Consider the following 15,222-nt stretch of genomic DNA (forward strand, 5'->3'; position numbering starts at 1 on the left):
CGCGTTTAATAACCCGACCTGATTACAAAAACAAGATGAGGTGTCGCCATGCCCACGTTTCCGTTCAAGACGCTGTTCTGTGCCGCCGTGTTTTCCTTCGCCGGTTCGCTGTATGCGGCGGATGAAGCGCCCATCACCATCAAGTTCGCCCATGTAGTCGCCGAGCACACGCCAAAGGGGCAGGGGGCCGTGCTGTTCAAGAAGCTGGCGGAAGAGCGCCTGCCCGGCCGGGTGAAGGTGGAGGTCTACCCCAACTCCTCGCTGTTCGGCGACGGCAAGGAGATGGAGGCCCTGCTGCTGGGCGACGTCCAGATGCTCGCCCCCTCGCTGGCCAAATTCGAGCATTACGCCAAGGCGGTGCAGGTCTTCGATCTGCCCTTCCTGTTCGATGACATGGCGGCGGTCGACCGCTTTCAGGCCGGGCCCCAGGGCAAGGCGCTGCTGACCAGCATGGAGGGCAAGGGCATCACCGGTCTGGCCTATTGGCACAACGGCCTCAAGGTCCTCTCGGCCAACAAGCCGCTGCGTGAACCCAGGGATGCCCGCGGTCTGAAGTTCCGGGTCCAGGCCTCCGCCGTCCTCGACGAGCAGTTCAAGGCCTTGCGCGCCGCGCCGCGCAAGATGAGTTTCGCCGAGGTGTATCAGGGCCTGCAGACCGGGGTCGTCAATGGCACGGAAAACACCTGGTCCAACTACTTCAGCCAGAAGATCCATGAGGTCCAGCCCTATTTCACCGAGTCCAACCACGGCCTGATCGACTACATGGTGATCACCAACACCACGTTCTGGCAGGGCTTGCCCGAGGACGTGCGCACCGAGCTCAACAAGGTGATGGGCGAGGTCACCCTGGAGGTGAACCGTCAGGCCAAGGCACTCAATGACGAGGCTCGCGGCGCCATCGCCAAAGCCGGCACCAGCGAGATCATCGAACTGACTCCCGCGCAACGCGAGGAGTGGCGCAAGGCCATGCAGCCGGTCTGGAAGAAGTTCGAAGGAGAGATCGGCAGCGAGGTGATCGAGGCAGCCGTCAACGCCAACAAGGCCAGCTGAAGACCCGCGAGCGCGTCCTTCTTTCGCCCCCTGTCAGTGCCTGTTGGAGGTTCGTATGTCTGCCGTGACCCGTCTCTGGTGCCGGCTGGAGGAAGCGCTCGTCGCCTTCCTGCTGGCGGTCATGACCCTGATCACCTTCGTCTACGTGGTGGTCAACAACGTATACGCCGTTTTCTATTATCTGGCCGATCGCAGCGCCTTCCTGGAAGAACCCCTGTTGGCCATGGGGGACGGCCTGCTCTTCGTCTCCCAGGAAATGACCTGGAGCATCGCCCTGACCAAGGCGGTCTTCGGCTGGCTAATTTTCATCGGTCTGGCCTGGGGCGTGCGCATCGGCGCTCACCTGGGGGTCGATCTGCTGGTCAAGACCTTTCCACCCGCCTTGCGCAAGGCGGTGGCCTTGCTGGCGGTCGGCATCTGTATCTTCTATTGCGGGCTGATGACCTATTCCAGCCAACAATGGGTAGCGGCGCTGATGAACGCCAACATCGGCGCCGAGGATCTCGACCGCTTCGGTCTGCGTCAGTGGCATATCGTCATGATCGTGCCGATCGGCTTCGCCCTGATGCTCATCCGCTTCGTCGAGGTGTTCCTGCGCATTCTGCGCAACGAGCAGAGCGGCTTCGGGGGCCATAGCGAAGCCGAGGATGCCCTCCGACTCGTCGACGGCCAGCACGGCACGGAGCGCCAGCCATGACCATTACCTTCCTGTTCCTGGCGCTGTTCGCCCTCATGTTCATCGGCATTCCTGTGGCCGTTTCCCTGGGGCTTTCCGGTGCCCTCACCATCCTGCTGTTCAGCAACGACTCGGTGCGCTCGTTGGCCATCAAGTTGTTCGAGACCAGCGAGCACTACACCCTGATGGCGATCCCGTTCTTTCTCCTGGCCGGAGCCTTCATGACCACGGGCGGGGTGGCCCATCGGCTGATCGAGTTCGCCAACGCCTGCGTCGGCCATATCCGGGGCGGCTTGGCCATCGCCGCGATCCTGGCCTGCATGCTGTTCGCCGCCCTCTGCGGATCGTCGCCAGCCACCGTGGCCGCGGTGGGCTCCATCGTCATCGCCGGCATGGTCCGTTCGGGCTACAAGCGCGAATTCGCCGCCGGCATCGTCTGCAATGCCGGCACCCTGGGGATCCTCATCCCGCCCTCCATCGTCATGGTGGTCTATGCGACGGCCACCGAATCCTCGGTGGGCAAGCTGTTCATGGCGGGGGTGGTGCCGGGGTTGCTGCTGGGCCTGGTGCTGATGGTGACCATCTACATCATCGCCCGCATCAAGAACATTCCGGCGCTACCGCGAGCTTCCTTCAAGGAGGTGCTGCGGACCGGACGGCGCGCCATCTGGGGCTTGATGCTGATCGTGATCATCCTTGGCGGCATCTATTCCGGCATGTTCACGCCCACGGAAGCGGCGGCGGTCTCGGCGATCTATGCGGCCATCGTCGCGGTCTTCGTGCACAAGGACATGCAGCTGCGGCAGTGCCATCGGGTGCTGATCGACGCGGCCAAGCTGTCCGTGGTGCTGATGTTCATCATCGCCAACGCCATGCTCTTCGCTCATGTTTTGACCACCGAGCAGATTCCCCAGTCGATCACCCGCTGGGTGGTGGACCAGGGCTTCTCGCCGATGGAATTCCTGATCGTGGTGAACATCGTGCTGCTGATCGCGGGCACCTTCATGGAGCCGTCGGCGATCATCCTGATCCTGGCCCCCATCCTGTTCCCGATCGCCGTGCAGCTCGGGATCGATCCGATCCATTTGGGGATCATCATGGTGGTCAACATGGAGATCGGGCTGATCACGCCGCCGACGGGCCTCAATCTGTTCGTCACCTCAGCGGTGACCGGCATGCCGCTCACCACGACCATCCGGGCCGTTTCCCCCTGGCTGCTGGTGATGCTGGCCTTCCTCATCCTGGTGACCTATGTGCCTTATCTGTCCCTGGCCTTGCCGAATTGGTTGGGCATGACCTGAGGTAGGGGGGTGACCAGGTGAAGAGTCTGGCAACCGGACTCTTCACCTGGTGGTTGAGGCGGCACCACGCATAGCACGATTTGCCGGAACCGTCCTCGTCGCTACACGGCCTGCATCGATCGTTGCTCAATACCACCCCTAAATAGGGTGAGCTTCTACCGTTCGACTCTTCTCGCGCAAACACCTTATGGAGACGATGACCGCCCATTGCTGACTCCGCCCTTGGCCCTGGACAGCTCGCCCTGCTAGCGTTCGCCGCTCGATAAGCGAAAAAGAGCAGGGGATAAGATGACCAGCGCGACTCATGACGTCATTGTCCTGGGCCTGGGCGCCATGGGGGCGGCCACGCTCTACCAGCTGGCGAAGCGTGGGGTCCGGGTCGCGGGCATCGATCGCTATGCGCCGCACCACGACCTGGGCTCCAGCCACGGCGCCACCCGCATCACCCGCCAGGCCGTAGGCGAGGGCGCGGCCTATGTACCGCTGGCGATCCGTTCGCAGCACCTCTGGCGCGAGCTGGAGGCGGAGCGGGGCGTCCGGCTGTTCGAGCAATGCGGGGTGCTGATCATGACCGCCACCGCGACGGCGACCTCCCATCATGGCCGCCCGGACTTCACCCGGGCCACCCTGGAGCTGGCACGCCAGTACGGGATCCCTCATGAAGCCTGGGACGGCGCCGCCATTCGCCAGCGCTTTCCGCAATTTTGCGTGGCAGACGATGCCCTGGGCTATTTCGAACCAGGCGGCGGTTATCTCTATCCGGAAGCCTGTATCCAGGCGCAACTGGACGGGGCGCGCGAGCGGGGCGCCCAGGTCCATACCGATACCGTCATCGAGCGCCTGGAAGCGGACGAGCAGGGCGTATTGCTGCATTCGGCGCAAGGCCGCTGGCGAGCAAAGCGGGTCATCGTCGCCGCCGGCATGTGGAGCGCGGAATTGCTGGGCGCACCTTTCGACCGGCTGCTGCGCGTCTGTCGGCAGACGCTGCACTGGTTCGAAGTCGCCAGGCCCGGGCTCTTTCCGGCGGATTCACCCAGCTTCATCCTCGCCCATGGCAGTGGTGACAGCGATCTCTTCTACGGCTTTCCTCCCTTGCCAGGCGAAAACGCCGTCAAGGTTGCCACGGAGCAGTACCGGAATAATACCACCCCAACAGGCATTGATCGGTCGATTCACCCGGAAGAATCGAGCAAGCTGTTCAGTGATCAAGTGGGAAGGTGGGTTGGCGGTCTTGCAGACCGGGCGGTGCGCAGCGCGGTCTGCGCCTACACCGTGACACCCGACTTCGGATTCATCGTCGACGAACATCCGGCGCTGCCGGGCGTGACCGTGGTCAGCGCCTGCTCGGGGCATGGTTTCAAGCATTCGGCGGCGCTGGGCGAGGCGCTCGCCCAGCGGGTGACCACCGGGCGCAGCGACATCGATCTCGACAGCTTCAGCCTCGCGCGATTCGGCTAGCGGCTGCGCACTGTCAGGGTGACCAGTCGCGTCACCACCAGGGCGATGTACATGACGCCGGAGAATTGGCCGAGCATCACCAGCGAGCGCGCCATCGGCTTGATCGGATAGATATCGCTCAGGCCGACGCCGGAGAGGATGGCGAAGCTGACATAGAGCAGCTCGGTCCAGGTCCGCGCAGCCAGGGGATCGTTGGCGGCGGTGAAGCTGTTGGGCTGCAGGATCTGACAGGCCGAGTAGGCGTGGGCGAAGGCCCATGCCAGCAGGGTGAAGGTCGCACCCACGGCAAAGAGTTCATCGGTGGTCGCGCGCTGGTCTTCCATCATGTAGGCGATGAGACTGCCTGCCGCATAGAAGTAGAAGACCGAGTCAAGAATGGCCAGGGATACCACCAGGTGGGGATTGCCGTGCCATTCCACCAGCACCGTGAGCACCAGGATGCAGCCGGACAGGATGAACCCCAGCCACTGGATGGTCGGACTGCGTCGCACCATGCGCAGGGCGGTGGCCAGGACGATGATGCCGAAGGCGCCGATGATGGCGCGGCCATGCTCTTCCTGTTCCACCAGCGGGTAGAGCAGCAGGCCGAGGAGCTGGATGAACAGCAGGTTGGCGGAAGGATAACGGACCAGGTAGTGCAGGGGACTCTTCATCGCGACTCGGCGAAAGGCTCAGGGGCGGCCAGCGTAGCGGGTGGCGCAGCGCTTCGCCACGGGAGCCTTGCGCTCCCGTGGCCTGCACCTCAGGCCGCCTTGCGGCGGGTGGAGGGCAGCAGGAGGGTGAGGATCCCGAGCAGCGGCATGTAGGAGCACAGCTGGTAGACGTATTCGATGCCGTGGTGGTCGGCGAGGTTGCCCAGGCCCGCGGCGGCGATGGCACTGACGCCGAACATCAGGCCGAAGAAGATGCCGGCGATCATGCCCACGTTGCCCGGGACCAGTTCCTGGGCGTACACCACGATGGCCGAAAAGGCCGACGCCAGGATGAAGCCGATGATGACGCTGAGCACGCTGGTCCAGAACAGATCGACGTAGGGTAGGGCGAGGGTGAAGGGCGCCGCGCCCAGAATCGAGAACCAAATGACCGCCTTGCGGCCGATGCGATCGCCGATGGGACCGCCGAAGAAGGTGCCGGCCGCGACCGCACCCAGGAAGAGGAAGAGGTGCAGTTGGGAGCTGGCGACCGAGAGGTCGAAGCGCTCGATGAGATAGAAGGTGAAATAGCTGGTGATGCTGGCCATGTAGATGTACTTGGAGAACACCAGCAGCGCCAGCACGATCAGCGCGAAGGTCACCCGACCGCGGGACAGGCCATGGCTGACCGCGGTGGCCTTGCGCCCCTTGGCGCTGCGCAGGTGATTGCGATACCAGCGCGACAGTCCGTACTGCACGCCGATGGCGAACAGCGCGAAGAGCGCGAACCAGGCGACATGCGTCTGCCCATAGGGAATGACGATGGCGGCGGCCAGCAGGGGGCCGATGGCGGTGCCGGCGTTGCCGCCGACCTGGAAGGTGGATTGCGCCAGGCCGAAGCGACCGCCCGACGCCAGGCGCGCTACCCGCGAGGTTTCCGGATGGAAGGTCGAGGAGCCGACGCCGATCAGCGCCGAGGCGGCCAGGATCGCGGGAAAGCTGCCGACAAAGGCGAGCAGCAGTACACCAATCAGGGTACAGACCATGCCGGCGGGCAGCAGATAGGGTTTAGGATGGCGGTCGGTATGGAAGCCGATCCAGGGTTGCAACAGGGAGGCGGTGATCTGGAAGGCCAGGGTGATCAGACCGATCTGGGTAAACGTCAGACCATAACTGTCCTTGAGCATGGGATAGATCGAGGGCAGGACGGACTGGATCAGGTCGTTGATCAAGTGGGCCAGAGCGCAGGAGGCCAGAATTCCCGCCACCATCGGCGAGGCGCCGGGCAGGGCGGCGGTGGGGGTTTCGCCAGGAACGGCTGGCGTGGCAGAGGAAACGGCCATGCAGGTATTACCCTTATTATTTATGTCCAGCCGCTCACTGTGGCATCCTGTGGTATCGGAATCCAGTGCCAGTTACCGGATGTTTCCGGCAACCGAACTCACGCCAGGCGGCCTTTCGGCTCGCGTTGGGGCGCTTGCACCTTCCACTCTTTTCACGTTTTGTAATGGCAGATCCCATGACAGCCAAAGATCCACTGCTCCTTGACCAGCAACTGTGCTTTTCCCTGTATTCGGCTTCGCTGGCGATGACGCAACTCTACAAACCCCTGCTGGAGAGCATGGGCCTGACCTTTCCGCAGTACCTGATCATGCTGGTGCTCTGGGAGCATGACGGCCTCACGCTCAAGGAACTGTCCAATCGACTGCGGCAGGATTCCGGTGCCCTGACCCCCGTGGTCAAGCGCCTGGAAGCGGCCGGGCTGGTCACGCGCCGGCGCAGTGCCGAGGACGAGCGCAACCTGTCGATCGAACTGACGCCAGCGGGTCGCTCGCTGCGTGACCAGGCCAACGGCGTCAACAGCCGGGTGCGGCAGGTCTGCGCGCTGGGCGATGCCGGGCTGGACGATCTGCGCGAGACCCTGGTCATGTTGCGCAACCGCCTGGACGAGGAAGGCAACCCGACGTCCTGAACCAACCCGCCCTGATCGGTTCCCATGGCTACAGTCGCCGGGGAATTCGCATGACCTTCAACTATCAGCCCGACCAGGATTACCTGCTTGTGGATCTCACCAGCGGGCGCACGGCCGGCAAGTTGCTCCAGGGCGAGCTGCATATCGCCGAGAGCTGTCAAGGCGAGGACCCGCGGACCTATGCGCGGCTGCTCGGCGAGACGCTCCGCAGTACCCTGGGCGACGAGGTCGGACAGCGCGAGGGCGATATCCTTACCCTGCGCCGCACCGGTATCAAGCTACGCCTAGTCCCTCTGGAAATCGCCTGCGACTAGGCCGGGGCACGGCCGAACAGCGCTCTGAACAGCCAGGCGACCAAGGCCACGTTGATCAGCGCCAGCAGGCAGAGCAGGGCCAGCACCGCCTGCGGGCCGTGAATAGCCGCAGAGCAGGGGCGTGGCCGCCTGGCCGAGTAGCGCCGGGCGCGCCATGCGGCCCAGGACGGTGGCGTATTCCGCCGGATTCCAGAGCGCCAGCGGCAGGGCGCCCCGAATGATCGCCCGCAGGCCATTGCCCGCACCGAAGATCACCAGACCCACGACCGTCACCCAGACCAGGCCAGGCCCCAGGGTCACCAGCAGCAGTCCGGCGGCCGTGCAGACCACCGAGGCCAGGGCCGTCCACAGCGGGTGACCATTGCGGTTGAGCAGGTCGATGATCCGCGAGGCCACCTGGCTCGGCCCCAGGCAGGTGCTCAGCGCCACCGCACTCGCCAGGCTGTAGCCGAGCCCCTGCAGGAGGGTGATCAGCTGGACGGAAATGGCCGTCATCAGCATCGCGCCCAGGGTGAAGAGTGCCGTGAGCACGCTGTAGAGCGCCCGGTTGACCGGCACGGCCGATGCCGCCTGGCCGGTCCGGGGTGCCTGGGTGGCGAGGACCGGTGCGGGCAGGGCGCGGCGATAGAGCGGCCAGATCGTCAGCAGCAGGACGGCCGCATAGGCCAGGCAGGCACCGCGCCAGCCGAGGTGACTGACCAGGAAGGCGGCTACGGGCCAGGTGATGGCGGTGCAGAAGCCCGATACGAGGGTGATACCGCTGATGGCCGAACGGGCCTGGGTGCCGTAGCAGGTGCCCAGGGTGGCGAACAGCGCATCGTACAGACCCGCGGCCATGCCGATGCCCATCACCACCCAGGCGAGCAGAAACACCGGCAACTGCTGGGCGCTGGCCATCAGCACCAGCCCGGCCGCCACCCCCAGGCCGCTCAGCGACAGCAAGGTGCGGCCCCCCTGGCGGGCGATCAGGCGGCCGCACGCCGGTGCCAGCAGGCCGGATACCAGCACCCCGAGGGAAAGTCCGCCATAGACCCACTGCCGGGACCAGCCGGTTTCCCGGACCACCGGATCGGCGAGCACCGCGAGAATGAAAAAGGAGCCGCCCCAGACGAGGATCTGGGCGATGCCGAGCAACAGGATCTGGAAGGAAGAAGCCTTGGCGGTAGGGGTAGTCATGACAGCGGCGGGCGGTTTGGCGGACAGAGGGGCGGACCTTAGCCCCAGTTATCTTTTGCCGCAATCGTCAGATTTATCTGGATGAAGGCATTTTGTAATCAGTCCGACATCTTGCTTGCCTAGGCTCCTGTGCTTGACCGTCTTCATGCAGTGACGCCCCCATGCTTCGTATCCTTGTCCCCTTTCGCCGTCTGTCCCGCCGCTCCTGGTTGCGAACGCTCAAGACCGGCCCGCGGATGCTGTGTTCCTTTACTTTTGCCGCCGTGCTGCTCGCCGGGCTGGGCAGCTTTTCGCTGTGGGAAATGCAGCAGCTGCGCCGACAGGCCCTGAGCATGGAGCAGGACTGGCTGCCCAGTATCGCCATTGCCGATTCCCTGGCGATCAACCTCGGCAAGTTGCGCAACCAGGCCTCGGTGGTGCTGCTCAATGCCGAGGATCCGGGCGCCGTGGCCATGAGCCGCGTCACCCTGGAGCAACTGGTCAACGAGACCGACCAGCTGTTCCGGGATTATGCGCCGGTCGTCACCGACGCGACCGAGGGCGACTCGATCAAGGCGCTGCACGACGCCTACCAGCCCTTCGTGGAAGGACTGCGCGAGGAGGTGCGGCTGATCGAGCAGCAGCAGATCCCGGCCGCGCGGGTACAGCTGGATACCGTGGTCGGCCTCAAGGGCGATCTGATGGACATGCAGGTGCAACTCCTGCGCGAATTGAACAAGCAGGGCGCCGCCCAGGCCAAGGAGGTGGCCAACGCCCAGTTCGTCCAGGCCCGCGCCATCGTCTGGTCGGTCATAGGTGGTGCCATTCTGCTTCTGCTGCTGCTGGCCTGGCGCCTGACCCGCAGCGTGGTGCAGCCGCTGCGCCAGGCCCTGGACATCTCCGGCGGCATCGCCGCGGGTGACCTGCGGCAGAACATCCAGCCCCAGGGACGCGACGAGGCGGCCATGCTGCTGCTGGCGCTGGAGCGCATGCAGGGCAATCTGCGCGAGGTGCTGGCCCACACCGGCAATGCCTCCGAGCAGTTGGCCTCGGCCTCGACCCAGGTGAGCGCCGTGATGGATGACAGCTGCCGCAACCTGGAGCAGCAGACGACCGATATCCAGCACGCGGCCAATGCCGTCACCCAGCTCAACCAGGCGGTCCAGGCGGTGTGCGAGCACGCGACCTCCACCTCCGCCGAATCGCAGCGCTGTGTCGATCAGGCCAAGCAGGGGCAGGCGCAGGTCAAGCAGACGCTGGCCGCCATCACCCAGCTGGTGGGCAATGTGGACGATGCGGCCAACCAGGCGGACCAGCTGGCCGCGCAATCCAAGGGCATCAGCAAGATGCTCGACGTGATCCGCAACGTCGCCGAGCAGACCAACCTGCTGGCGCTCAACGCCGCCATCGAGGCGGCCCGTGCCGGGGAAGCCGGGCGTGGCTTTGCCGTGGTGGCCGACGAGGTGCGTGGGCTGGCCAGCCGTACGGGCGACTCCACCCGCGAGATCGAAGGCCTGATCGGCGGCATGCAGCAGGTCAGCGAGAAGACGGTGATCGCCCTGGATCAGAGTCGCCTACAGGCTAGCCATACCCGCGACCAGGCCCAGGCCACCTGGCAGGTGCTGGAAGGCATCACTCAGGCCATCACCGCCATCGGCCAGCGCAATGACGCCATCGCCGCGGCCACCGAAGAGCAGACGGCTACCACGGCGGCGGTCGATCGCAATCTGACGCTGATCCGCGACGCGGCGAACCAGACCGCCGCCGGCGCCCAGCAGACCAGTGCCAGCAGCCAGCAGCTGTCCGCCCTGGCCGCCGATCTGCACGGCGCCCTGCAGCGCTTCGTGGTCTAGGGCAAACGGTGGCTCAGGCCGCCAGCATCACCCGGTCGCGGCCTTCCTGCTTGCCCCGGTAGAGCGCCTGATCGGCGCGCTCCAGGGCGCTGGCGAAGGCTTCGCAGTCGCGAATCTCGCAGACCGCCAGGGTCGCCGTGACCCGCGCGGGACCGCGTTCGAGTGACTCGGTGACCTCGGTCAGGCGCTGGCGGATGCGTTCCGCCACGCCCCAGGCCACCTCGGTTCGCGCCTGGGGCAGCAGCACCAGGAATTCCTCGCCACCCCAGCGCGCCGCCAGATCGGAATGACGCACCTCGCGGCGGATGACGTCGGCGATCCCCTGCAGCACCAGATCGCCGCAGTCGTGGCCGAAGCGGTCGTTGATGTGCTTGAAGTGATCGACGTCGAAGAGGATGAGGCTGCCACTCACGCCACTGTGCTTTTCCGCCTGGTCGAGAATCCGCCGCCGGTTGTAGAGGTTGGTGAGACTGTCGTGGCTGGCGGAGTGCAACAGGTCCAGCTGCATCTTGGTGCTGTGGTGGAAGGAGGCGCCGGTGCCGTAAAGCAGCAGCCCCAGGGCGCTGATGATGTTGATGGTGCCGAACAGCTTCATCGCCAGGGGCGCGAGGGTGGCGGGTGGGTGCAGCAGATAGCCGCCCGCCAGGGTCACCAGGATGCCGGAGACCAGCAGCAGATGGCGGATCGGCGCGGTGCGGTAGTTGTAGATGACGATCGGCAGGATGCACAGCACGTAGTAGTGGAAGTTGCTGTCCCAGCCGAGTTGCCAGGTGGCGATCCAGGCGTGGGCGACGATCTCGCAACTCATGGTCAGGCTGGCGATGCGATAGCGCCGCTGGCGCAGGGCGGTCAGGCAGCCCACGTAGGCGGCGATGCTGAGCACGTTGGCCCAGGCCATCAGGATCTGGTCGAGCAGGATGAAAACGACCAGCAACGCGACATGAATGGCCATGGCCGCCTGAACCACGGGTTTGGCGACCTGCCAGAATTTGCCCAGGGAGTCGTTGAGAGCCTGGTTGCGATCACGATAGGAAAGAGCAGTCATGAAGGGATCACCATAAAGCAGTGCGCCAATGATAAACGCGCTAACAGTAAGCTTAATGGCAAACGGCCAGTCTGGGGGATCCTTTAGCCGAATGGAGGGTAGAAAGGATCAAGCGGAGCGCCGCCGCGACCATCGGCGCTCCTGAAAGCTGCACTGCGACGCCAATCGTCAGAGCTTTCCACCCAGCCGCCCGCTGATGGCCTGGGCGGCTGCCCGCAGATGCAGCGCGGCGGCGCTTTCGACCTCGGCCTGGAAGCCTGGCGCGGCACCGACCACGGTCAGGACGCCGGCCAGCCGGCCGCCGGCTCCTAGCAGTGGCGCGGAGAGGGCATTGACCCCCGCCATCAGCAGGCCGTGCACCGGCTGGATATGGGTTTCCCTTAGCTGGCGCGCGGCCTCCGCCAGGGTTGCGGCGCTGGGCGCAGCCGGTTGGCGCAACTCTTCCGCACGCAACGCCGCGGTCTCGGCATCCGGCAGGAAGGTGTTGAACACCAGGCCGGTGGACGAGCCCAGTAACGGCAGCACCGAACCGACCTGGGTCACCAGGGTGACGGCGCGCACCGCCTGTTCCACCAGCACCACCGTCGGGCCCTTGTTGCCCCAGACCGCTAGAAAGCAGGTCTCGCCGACCTCGTCGCGCAGGTCGGCCAGCACCGGCGCCGCCAGCTTCACTACATCCAGTCGACCCAGGGCGGCCAGACCGACGAAGAGGGCGGCCTGGCCGAGTCCGTAGTGATTGGTTCGTGGATCCTGCTCGGCGAAACCGCTGGCGATCAGCGCCTGCAGGTAGCGATGCACCTTGCTGGCGGGCATGTCCAGGTGGCTGGCTAGGCGCGACAGGGACGTGGAGGGTGCCAGCTCGGCGAGGGCCTTGAGGATATCGGTGCCGACCTCGGCCGCCTGCACCTTCTGCCGCCGTGGGGGTGCTGCTTCAGGAATGTCTGTCATCGATTCGCTCGCCGTGGAAAGGCAGCGTTATAGCTTGACGCTCCGCCAGGTTCAATTTACTTTTTGCGTAAACCTATTACGCATAATGGGTGGCCCCGTTGAACCAACAAGAACAAGTAGCACCGCCAGTGAGCTACCAGTCCGGCTTTGGCAATCACTTCAGCTCCGAAGCGCTGCCGGGTGCCCTGCCCATCGGGCAGAACTCGCCGCAACGCGCGCCCTTCGGCCTCTATGCCGAGCAACTCTCCGGCACGGCCTTTACCGTGCCGCGCCACGAGGCCCGACGCTCCTGGCTGTATCGGCTCCGGCCGTCGGCCGCCCACGGCCGCTTTCAGCGCTGCACCGTCCAGCTGACCGGCGCGGAACTGGGCGCCCCCACGCCCAATCGCCTGCGCTGGAATCCCTTGCCGATCCCGGCAGTCGCCACCGATTTTCTCGCCGGCCTGGAGCGGATCGTCGCCACCGCCGCAGCCGATCAGGCCGAAGGCGTCAGCCTCTATCGCTATGCCGCCAATGCCAGCATGACCGGCGTCTTCTACGACGCCGACGGGGAATTGCTGATCGTGCCGGAGCAGGGACGCCTGGAGCTGGTGACCGAGTTGGGCCTGCTGCGCCTCGAACCGCTGGAGATCGCGGTGATTCCACGCGGCCTGAAATTCCGGGTCGAGTTAGCGGCGGGCGAACCGATACGGGGTTATGTCTGCGAAAACCACGGGCGATCCCTGCGGCTGCCCGAGCTGGGCCCGATCGGCAGCAACGGTCTGGCCAATCCGCGGGATTTCCAGGCACCCGTGGCCCGCTTCGAGGATCTGGAGAGATCCACTCGCCTGGTGCAGAAATTCCTCGGCGAACTCTGGGAGACCGAGCTGGATCACTCGCCGCTGGACGTGGTCGCCTGGCATGGCAACAACGTGCCCTACAAATACGACCTGCGCCACTTCAATACCCTGGGTACGGTGAGTTTCGATCATCCCGATCCTTCGATCTTCACCGTGCTGACGGCGCCGGGCGCCAGCGAAGGGGTGGCCAATATCGACTTCGTGATCTTTCCGCCACGCTGGATGGTCGCGGAAAACACCTTCAGGCCGCCCTGGTTCCATCGCAACCTGATGAACGAATTCATGGGCCTGATCCAGGGCGCCTACGACGCCAAGGCCGATGGCTTCGCGCCGGGCGGCGCCTCCCTGCACAGCTGCATGAGCGCCCATGGCCCGGACGAGGTGTCCACCCGGAATGCTATCGCCGCCGACCTCCGACCGCACAGGATCGAGAACACCATGGCCTTCATGTTCGAAACCGGCCGTGTCCTGCGGCCGACCCGTTACGCCCTGGCCTCGCCGCTGCTGCAGCCCGACTACGACGCCTGCTGGGCAGGCCTCACCAAGACCTTTGTCGCGCCCGGCGCGGGAGAATCGGCATGACCCACGAAATGTCCAGCTGGGTGGCCTCGGCCAACGGCCATGCGGATTTTTCCCTGCACAACCTGCCGCTGGGTGTGTTCAGTCGCGGCGAAGAGACGCCCCGCGGCGGCGTGGCGGTGGGTGACTTCATCCTCGACCTGGGCTTCGCCCTCGAAGCCGGGCTGTTCCGTGGCGAAGCCCAGCGGGCCGCCGAACTGGCCGCCCGGGAGACGCTCAATGCCTTCTTCGCCGCCGGCCGGCCGGCGCGGGTCGCCTTGCGCCAGGCCGTGCAGGCGCTGCTGCGCGCTGACCATCCGCAACGCGAGCACCTCGAAGAGCTGGGCGAACACCTGCTGGTGACCCAGAGCGCCTGCCGGATGCACCTGCCCGCGCGGGTCGGCGACTACACCGACTTCTATGTCGGCATCCACCACGCCACCCAGATCGGCCGGCTGTTCCGCCCGGACAATCCGCTGCTGCCCAATTACAAGCACGTCCCCATTGCCTACCACGGCCGCGCCTCGACCCTTGGGGTCTCTGGCGAGGCGTTCCGGCGGCCCAAGGGCCAGACGCTGCCGCCCGGACAGGACGCCCCGGTCTTCGGCCCCTGTCGGCGGCTGGACTACGAACTGGAGCTGGGCATCTGGATCGGCCCGGGCAACGCCCAGGGCGCGGCCATCGCCATCGGTGACGCCGCCGAGCATATCGCCGGCTTCTGCCTGCTCAACGACTGGTCGGCGCGGGATATCCAGGCCTGGGAATACCAGCCCCTGGGGCCCTTCCTGTCGAAGAGTTTCGCCAGCACCCTGTCGCCGTGGGTCGTCACCGCGGAAGCCCTGGCCCCTTATCGCCAGGCGCAGCCGGCACGACCCGCCGGGGATCCCCAGCCCTTGCCCTATCTGTACGACGAGCATGACCAGGCCCAGGGGGCCCTGGACATCGAGCTGGAAGTGCTGCTGCGCACGCCGCGCATGGCGGAGCAGGGGCACCCCGCCCAGCGGATCGCCCTGAGCAACACCCTGAACATGTACTGGACGGTGGCGCAGATGGTGGCCCATCACACCGTCAATGGCTGCGCCCTGCAGCCCGGCGACTTCTTTGGTTCGGGCACCCTGTCCGGGCCGGACGCCGACAGCTGCGGCAGCCTGCTGGAGCTCACCCAGGGCGGCAAGCAGCCGCTGCAGCTGCCAGGCGGCGAGACCCGTACCTTTCTGGAAGACGGTGATGAGGTCATCCTCCGGGCCCGCTGCCAGCGGCCCGGACTGCCCACGATCGGCTTCGGCGAATGTCGCGGTCGGGTAGTGGCGGCCGACTAGGCGAGCGGGTATAGGCCGGCCCGGGCGGCATTGACAAGCCATCCGGGCCGGCGCAGATTCCACGTAACGTAATCAGCTTACGCATAATAAGAAGCCGGCAGG

The 15,222-nt window shown here is 65.5% G+C and carries 13 protein-coding genes and 2 pseudogenes; 10 read left to right on the top strand and 5 right to left on the bottom strand.

Annotated elements, in window-relative coordinates:
- Positions 1 to 48: 48 nt before the first annotated feature.
- The 4 genes from QKY98_RS20110 (at position 49) to solA (ending at position 4,485) form a co-directional block, all read left to right on the top strand.
- Complete coding sequence (locus QKY98_RS20110; protein WP_027602393.1) at positions 49 to 1,050, top strand: TRAP transporter substrate-binding protein; 1,002 nt, start codon at positions 49 to 51, stop codon at positions 1,048 to 1,050.
- Between the two features lie 55 nt (positions 1,051 to 1,105).
- Positions 1,106 to 1,747: a TRAP transporter small permease gene (locus QKY98_RS20115; protein ID WP_027599253.1), complete on the top strand. Its 642-nt coding sequence runs from the start codon at positions 1,106 to 1,108 to the stop codon at positions 1,745 to 1,747.
- Positions 1,744 to 3,027, top strand: a complete 1,284-nt coding sequence (gene dctM, locus QKY98_RS20120) for a C4-dicarboxylate TRAP transporter large permease protein DctM (protein ID WP_027599254.1) — start codon at positions 1,744 to 1,746, stop codon at positions 3,025 to 3,027. Before QKY98_RS20115 ends, dctM begins: the two co-directional genes overlap by 4 nt.
- A gap of 288 nt (positions 3,028 to 3,315) precedes the next feature.
- Positions 3,316 to 4,485 carry an N-methyl-L-tryptophan oxidase gene (solA, locus tag QKY98_RS20125; protein WP_284671458.1) on the top strand — a complete coding sequence of 390 codons (1,170 nt, stop codon included), beginning with the start codon at positions 3,316 to 3,318 and terminating at the stop codon, positions 4,483 to 4,485.
- On the opposite strand, the gene QKY98_RS20130 is transcribed toward solA, so the two are convergent.
- Entirely contained in the window at positions 4,482 to 5,138 is a 657-nt protein-coding gene (locus tag QKY98_RS20130; protein ID WP_284671459.1) for an ion channel, read from the bottom strand. The two genes, solA and QKY98_RS20130, sit on opposite strands and share 4 nt — an antisense overlap.
- Before the next feature lie 89 nt (positions 5,139 to 5,227).
- Positions 5,228 to 6,460, bottom strand: a complete 1,233-nt coding sequence (locus QKY98_RS20135) for an MFS transporter (protein WP_502945094.1) — start codon at positions 6,458 to 6,460, stop codon at positions 5,228 to 5,230.
- 176 nt (positions 6,461 to 6,636) lie between these two features.
- Between QKY98_RS20135 and QKY98_RS20140 the strand changes: the two genes are divergently transcribed.
- Together QKY98_RS20140 and QKY98_RS20145 are read left to right on the top strand one after the other, a co-directional pair.
- Positions 6,637 to 7,089 (top strand): MarR family winged helix-turn-helix transcriptional regulator, encoded by a 453-nt coding sequence (locus QKY98_RS20140; protein ID WP_007161805.1) that lies wholly within the window; start codon positions 6,637 to 6,639, stop codon positions 7,087 to 7,089.
- 50 nt (positions 7,090 to 7,139) lie between these two features.
- Positions 7,140 to 7,403: a hypothetical protein gene (locus tag QKY98_RS20145; protein ID WP_027599258.1), complete on the top strand. Its 264-nt coding sequence runs from the start codon at positions 7,140 to 7,142 to the stop codon at positions 7,401 to 7,403.
- Here the strand turns inward: QKY98_RS20145 and QKY98_RS20150 are convergent.
- Positions 7,400 to 8,579: pseudogene (locus QKY98_RS20150) on the bottom strand (MFS transporter). The gene QKY98_RS20145 and the pseudogene QKY98_RS20150 sit on opposite strands and share 4 nt — an antisense overlap.
- A gap of 161 nt (positions 8,580 to 8,740) precedes the next feature.
- On the opposite strand from QKY98_RS20150, the pseudogene QKY98_RS24055 reads away from it, so the two are divergent.
- Both QKY98_RS24055 and QKY98_RS24060 read left to right on the top strand, forming a co-directional pair.
- Positions 8,741 to 9,556, top strand: a pseudogene (locus tag QKY98_RS24055) (MCP four helix bundle domain-containing protein); the annotation flags it as partial.
- 78 nt (positions 9,557 to 9,634) lie between these two features.
- Positions 9,635 to 10,411 (top strand): methyl-accepting chemotaxis protein, encoded by a 777-nt coding sequence (locus tag QKY98_RS24060; RefSeq protein WP_371100803.1) that lies wholly within the window; start codon positions 9,635 to 9,637, stop codon positions 10,409 to 10,411.
- A gap of 13 nt (positions 10,412 to 10,424) precedes the next feature.
- Here QKY98_RS24060 and QKY98_RS20160 read toward each other — a convergent pair whose 3' ends face one another.
- Positions 10,425 to 11,456, bottom strand: coding sequence for a GGDEF domain-containing protein (locus QKY98_RS20160; protein WP_027599261.1), 1,032 nt, complete (start codon positions 11,454 to 11,456; stop codon positions 10,425 to 10,427).
- 168 nt (positions 11,457 to 11,624) lie between these two features.
- The gene (locus tag QKY98_RS20165; protein WP_074583634.1) at positions 11,625 to 12,404 is read right to left on the bottom strand and encodes an IclR family transcriptional regulator; all 780 of its coding nucleotides are present in this window, start codon (positions 12,402 to 12,404) and stop codon (positions 11,625 to 11,627) included.
- Between the two features lie 128 nt (positions 12,405 to 12,532).
- On the opposite strand from QKY98_RS20165, the gene hmgA reads away from it, so the two are divergent.
- Positions 12,533 to 13,825: a homogentisate 1,2-dioxygenase gene (gene hmgA / locus QKY98_RS20170; protein ID WP_284671462.1), complete on the top strand. Its 1,293-nt coding sequence runs from the start codon at positions 12,533 to 12,535 to the stop codon at positions 13,823 to 13,825.
- The gene (fahA, locus tag QKY98_RS20175; protein ID WP_284671463.1) at positions 13,822 to 15,120 is read left to right on the top strand and encodes a fumarylacetoacetase; all 1,299 of its coding nucleotides are present in this window, start codon (positions 13,822 to 13,824) and stop codon (positions 15,118 to 15,120) included. Before hmgA ends, fahA begins: the two co-directional genes overlap by 4 nt.
- Positions 15,121 to 15,222: the final 102 nt, after the last annotated feature.

This window comes from Pseudomonas sp. HR1, assembly GCF_030175875.1.
GTDB classification, from domain to species: domain Bacteria; phylum Pseudomonadota; class Gammaproteobacteria; order Pseudomonadales; family Pseudomonadaceae; genus Chryseomonas; species Chryseomonas oryzihabitans.

What these genes read in the sequence shown, in the direction of transcription:
- QKY98_RS20140 (WP_007161805.1), top strand. Translation starts at nt 6,637, where the DNA reads ATGACAGCCAAAGATCCACTGCTCCTTGACCAGCAACTGTGCTTTTCC.
- dctM (WP_027599254.1), top strand. Translation starts at nt 1,744, where the DNA reads ATGACCATTACCTTCCTGTTCCTGGCGCTGTTCGCCCTCATGTTCATC.
- solA (WP_284671458.1), top strand. Translation starts at nt 3,316, where the DNA reads ATGACCAGCGCGACTCATGACGTCATTGTCCTGGGCCTGGGCGCCATG.
- QKY98_RS20110 (WP_027602393.1), top strand. Translation starts at nt 49, where the DNA reads ATGCCCACGTTTCCGTTCAAGACGCTGTTCTGTGCCGCCGTGTTTTCC.
- QKY98_RS24060 (WP_371100803.1), top strand. Translation starts at nt 9,635, where the DNA reads ATGGATGACAGCTGCCGCAACCTGGAGCAGCAGACGACCGATATCCAG.
- QKY98_RS20145 (WP_027599258.1), top strand. Translation starts at nt 7,140, where the DNA reads ATGACCTTCAACTATCAGCCCGACCAGGATTACCTGCTTGTGGATCTC.
- QKY98_RS20135 (WP_502945094.1), bottom strand. Translation starts at nt 6,460, where the DNA reads ATGGCCGTTTCCTCTGCCACGCCAGCCGTTCCTGGCGAAACCCCCACC.
- fahA (WP_284671463.1), top strand. Translation starts at nt 13,822, where the DNA reads ATGACCCACGAAATGTCCAGCTGGGTGGCCTCGGCCAACGGCCATGCG.
- QKY98_RS20130 (WP_284671459.1), bottom strand. Translation starts at nt 5,138, where the DNA reads ATGAAGAGTCCCCTGCACTACCTGGTCCGTTATCCTTCCGCCAACCTG.
- QKY98_RS20165 (WP_074583634.1), bottom strand. Translation starts at nt 12,404, where the DNA reads ATGACAGACATTCCTGAAGCAGCACCCCCACGGCGGCAGAAGGTGCAG.
- QKY98_RS20115 (WP_027599253.1), top strand. Translation starts at nt 1,106, where the DNA reads ATGTCTGCCGTGACCCGTCTCTGGTGCCGGCTGGAGGAAGCGCTCGTC.
- QKY98_RS20160 (WP_027599261.1), bottom strand. Translation starts at nt 11,456, where the DNA reads ATGACTGCTCTTTCCTATCGTGATCGCAACCAGGCTCTCAACGACTCC.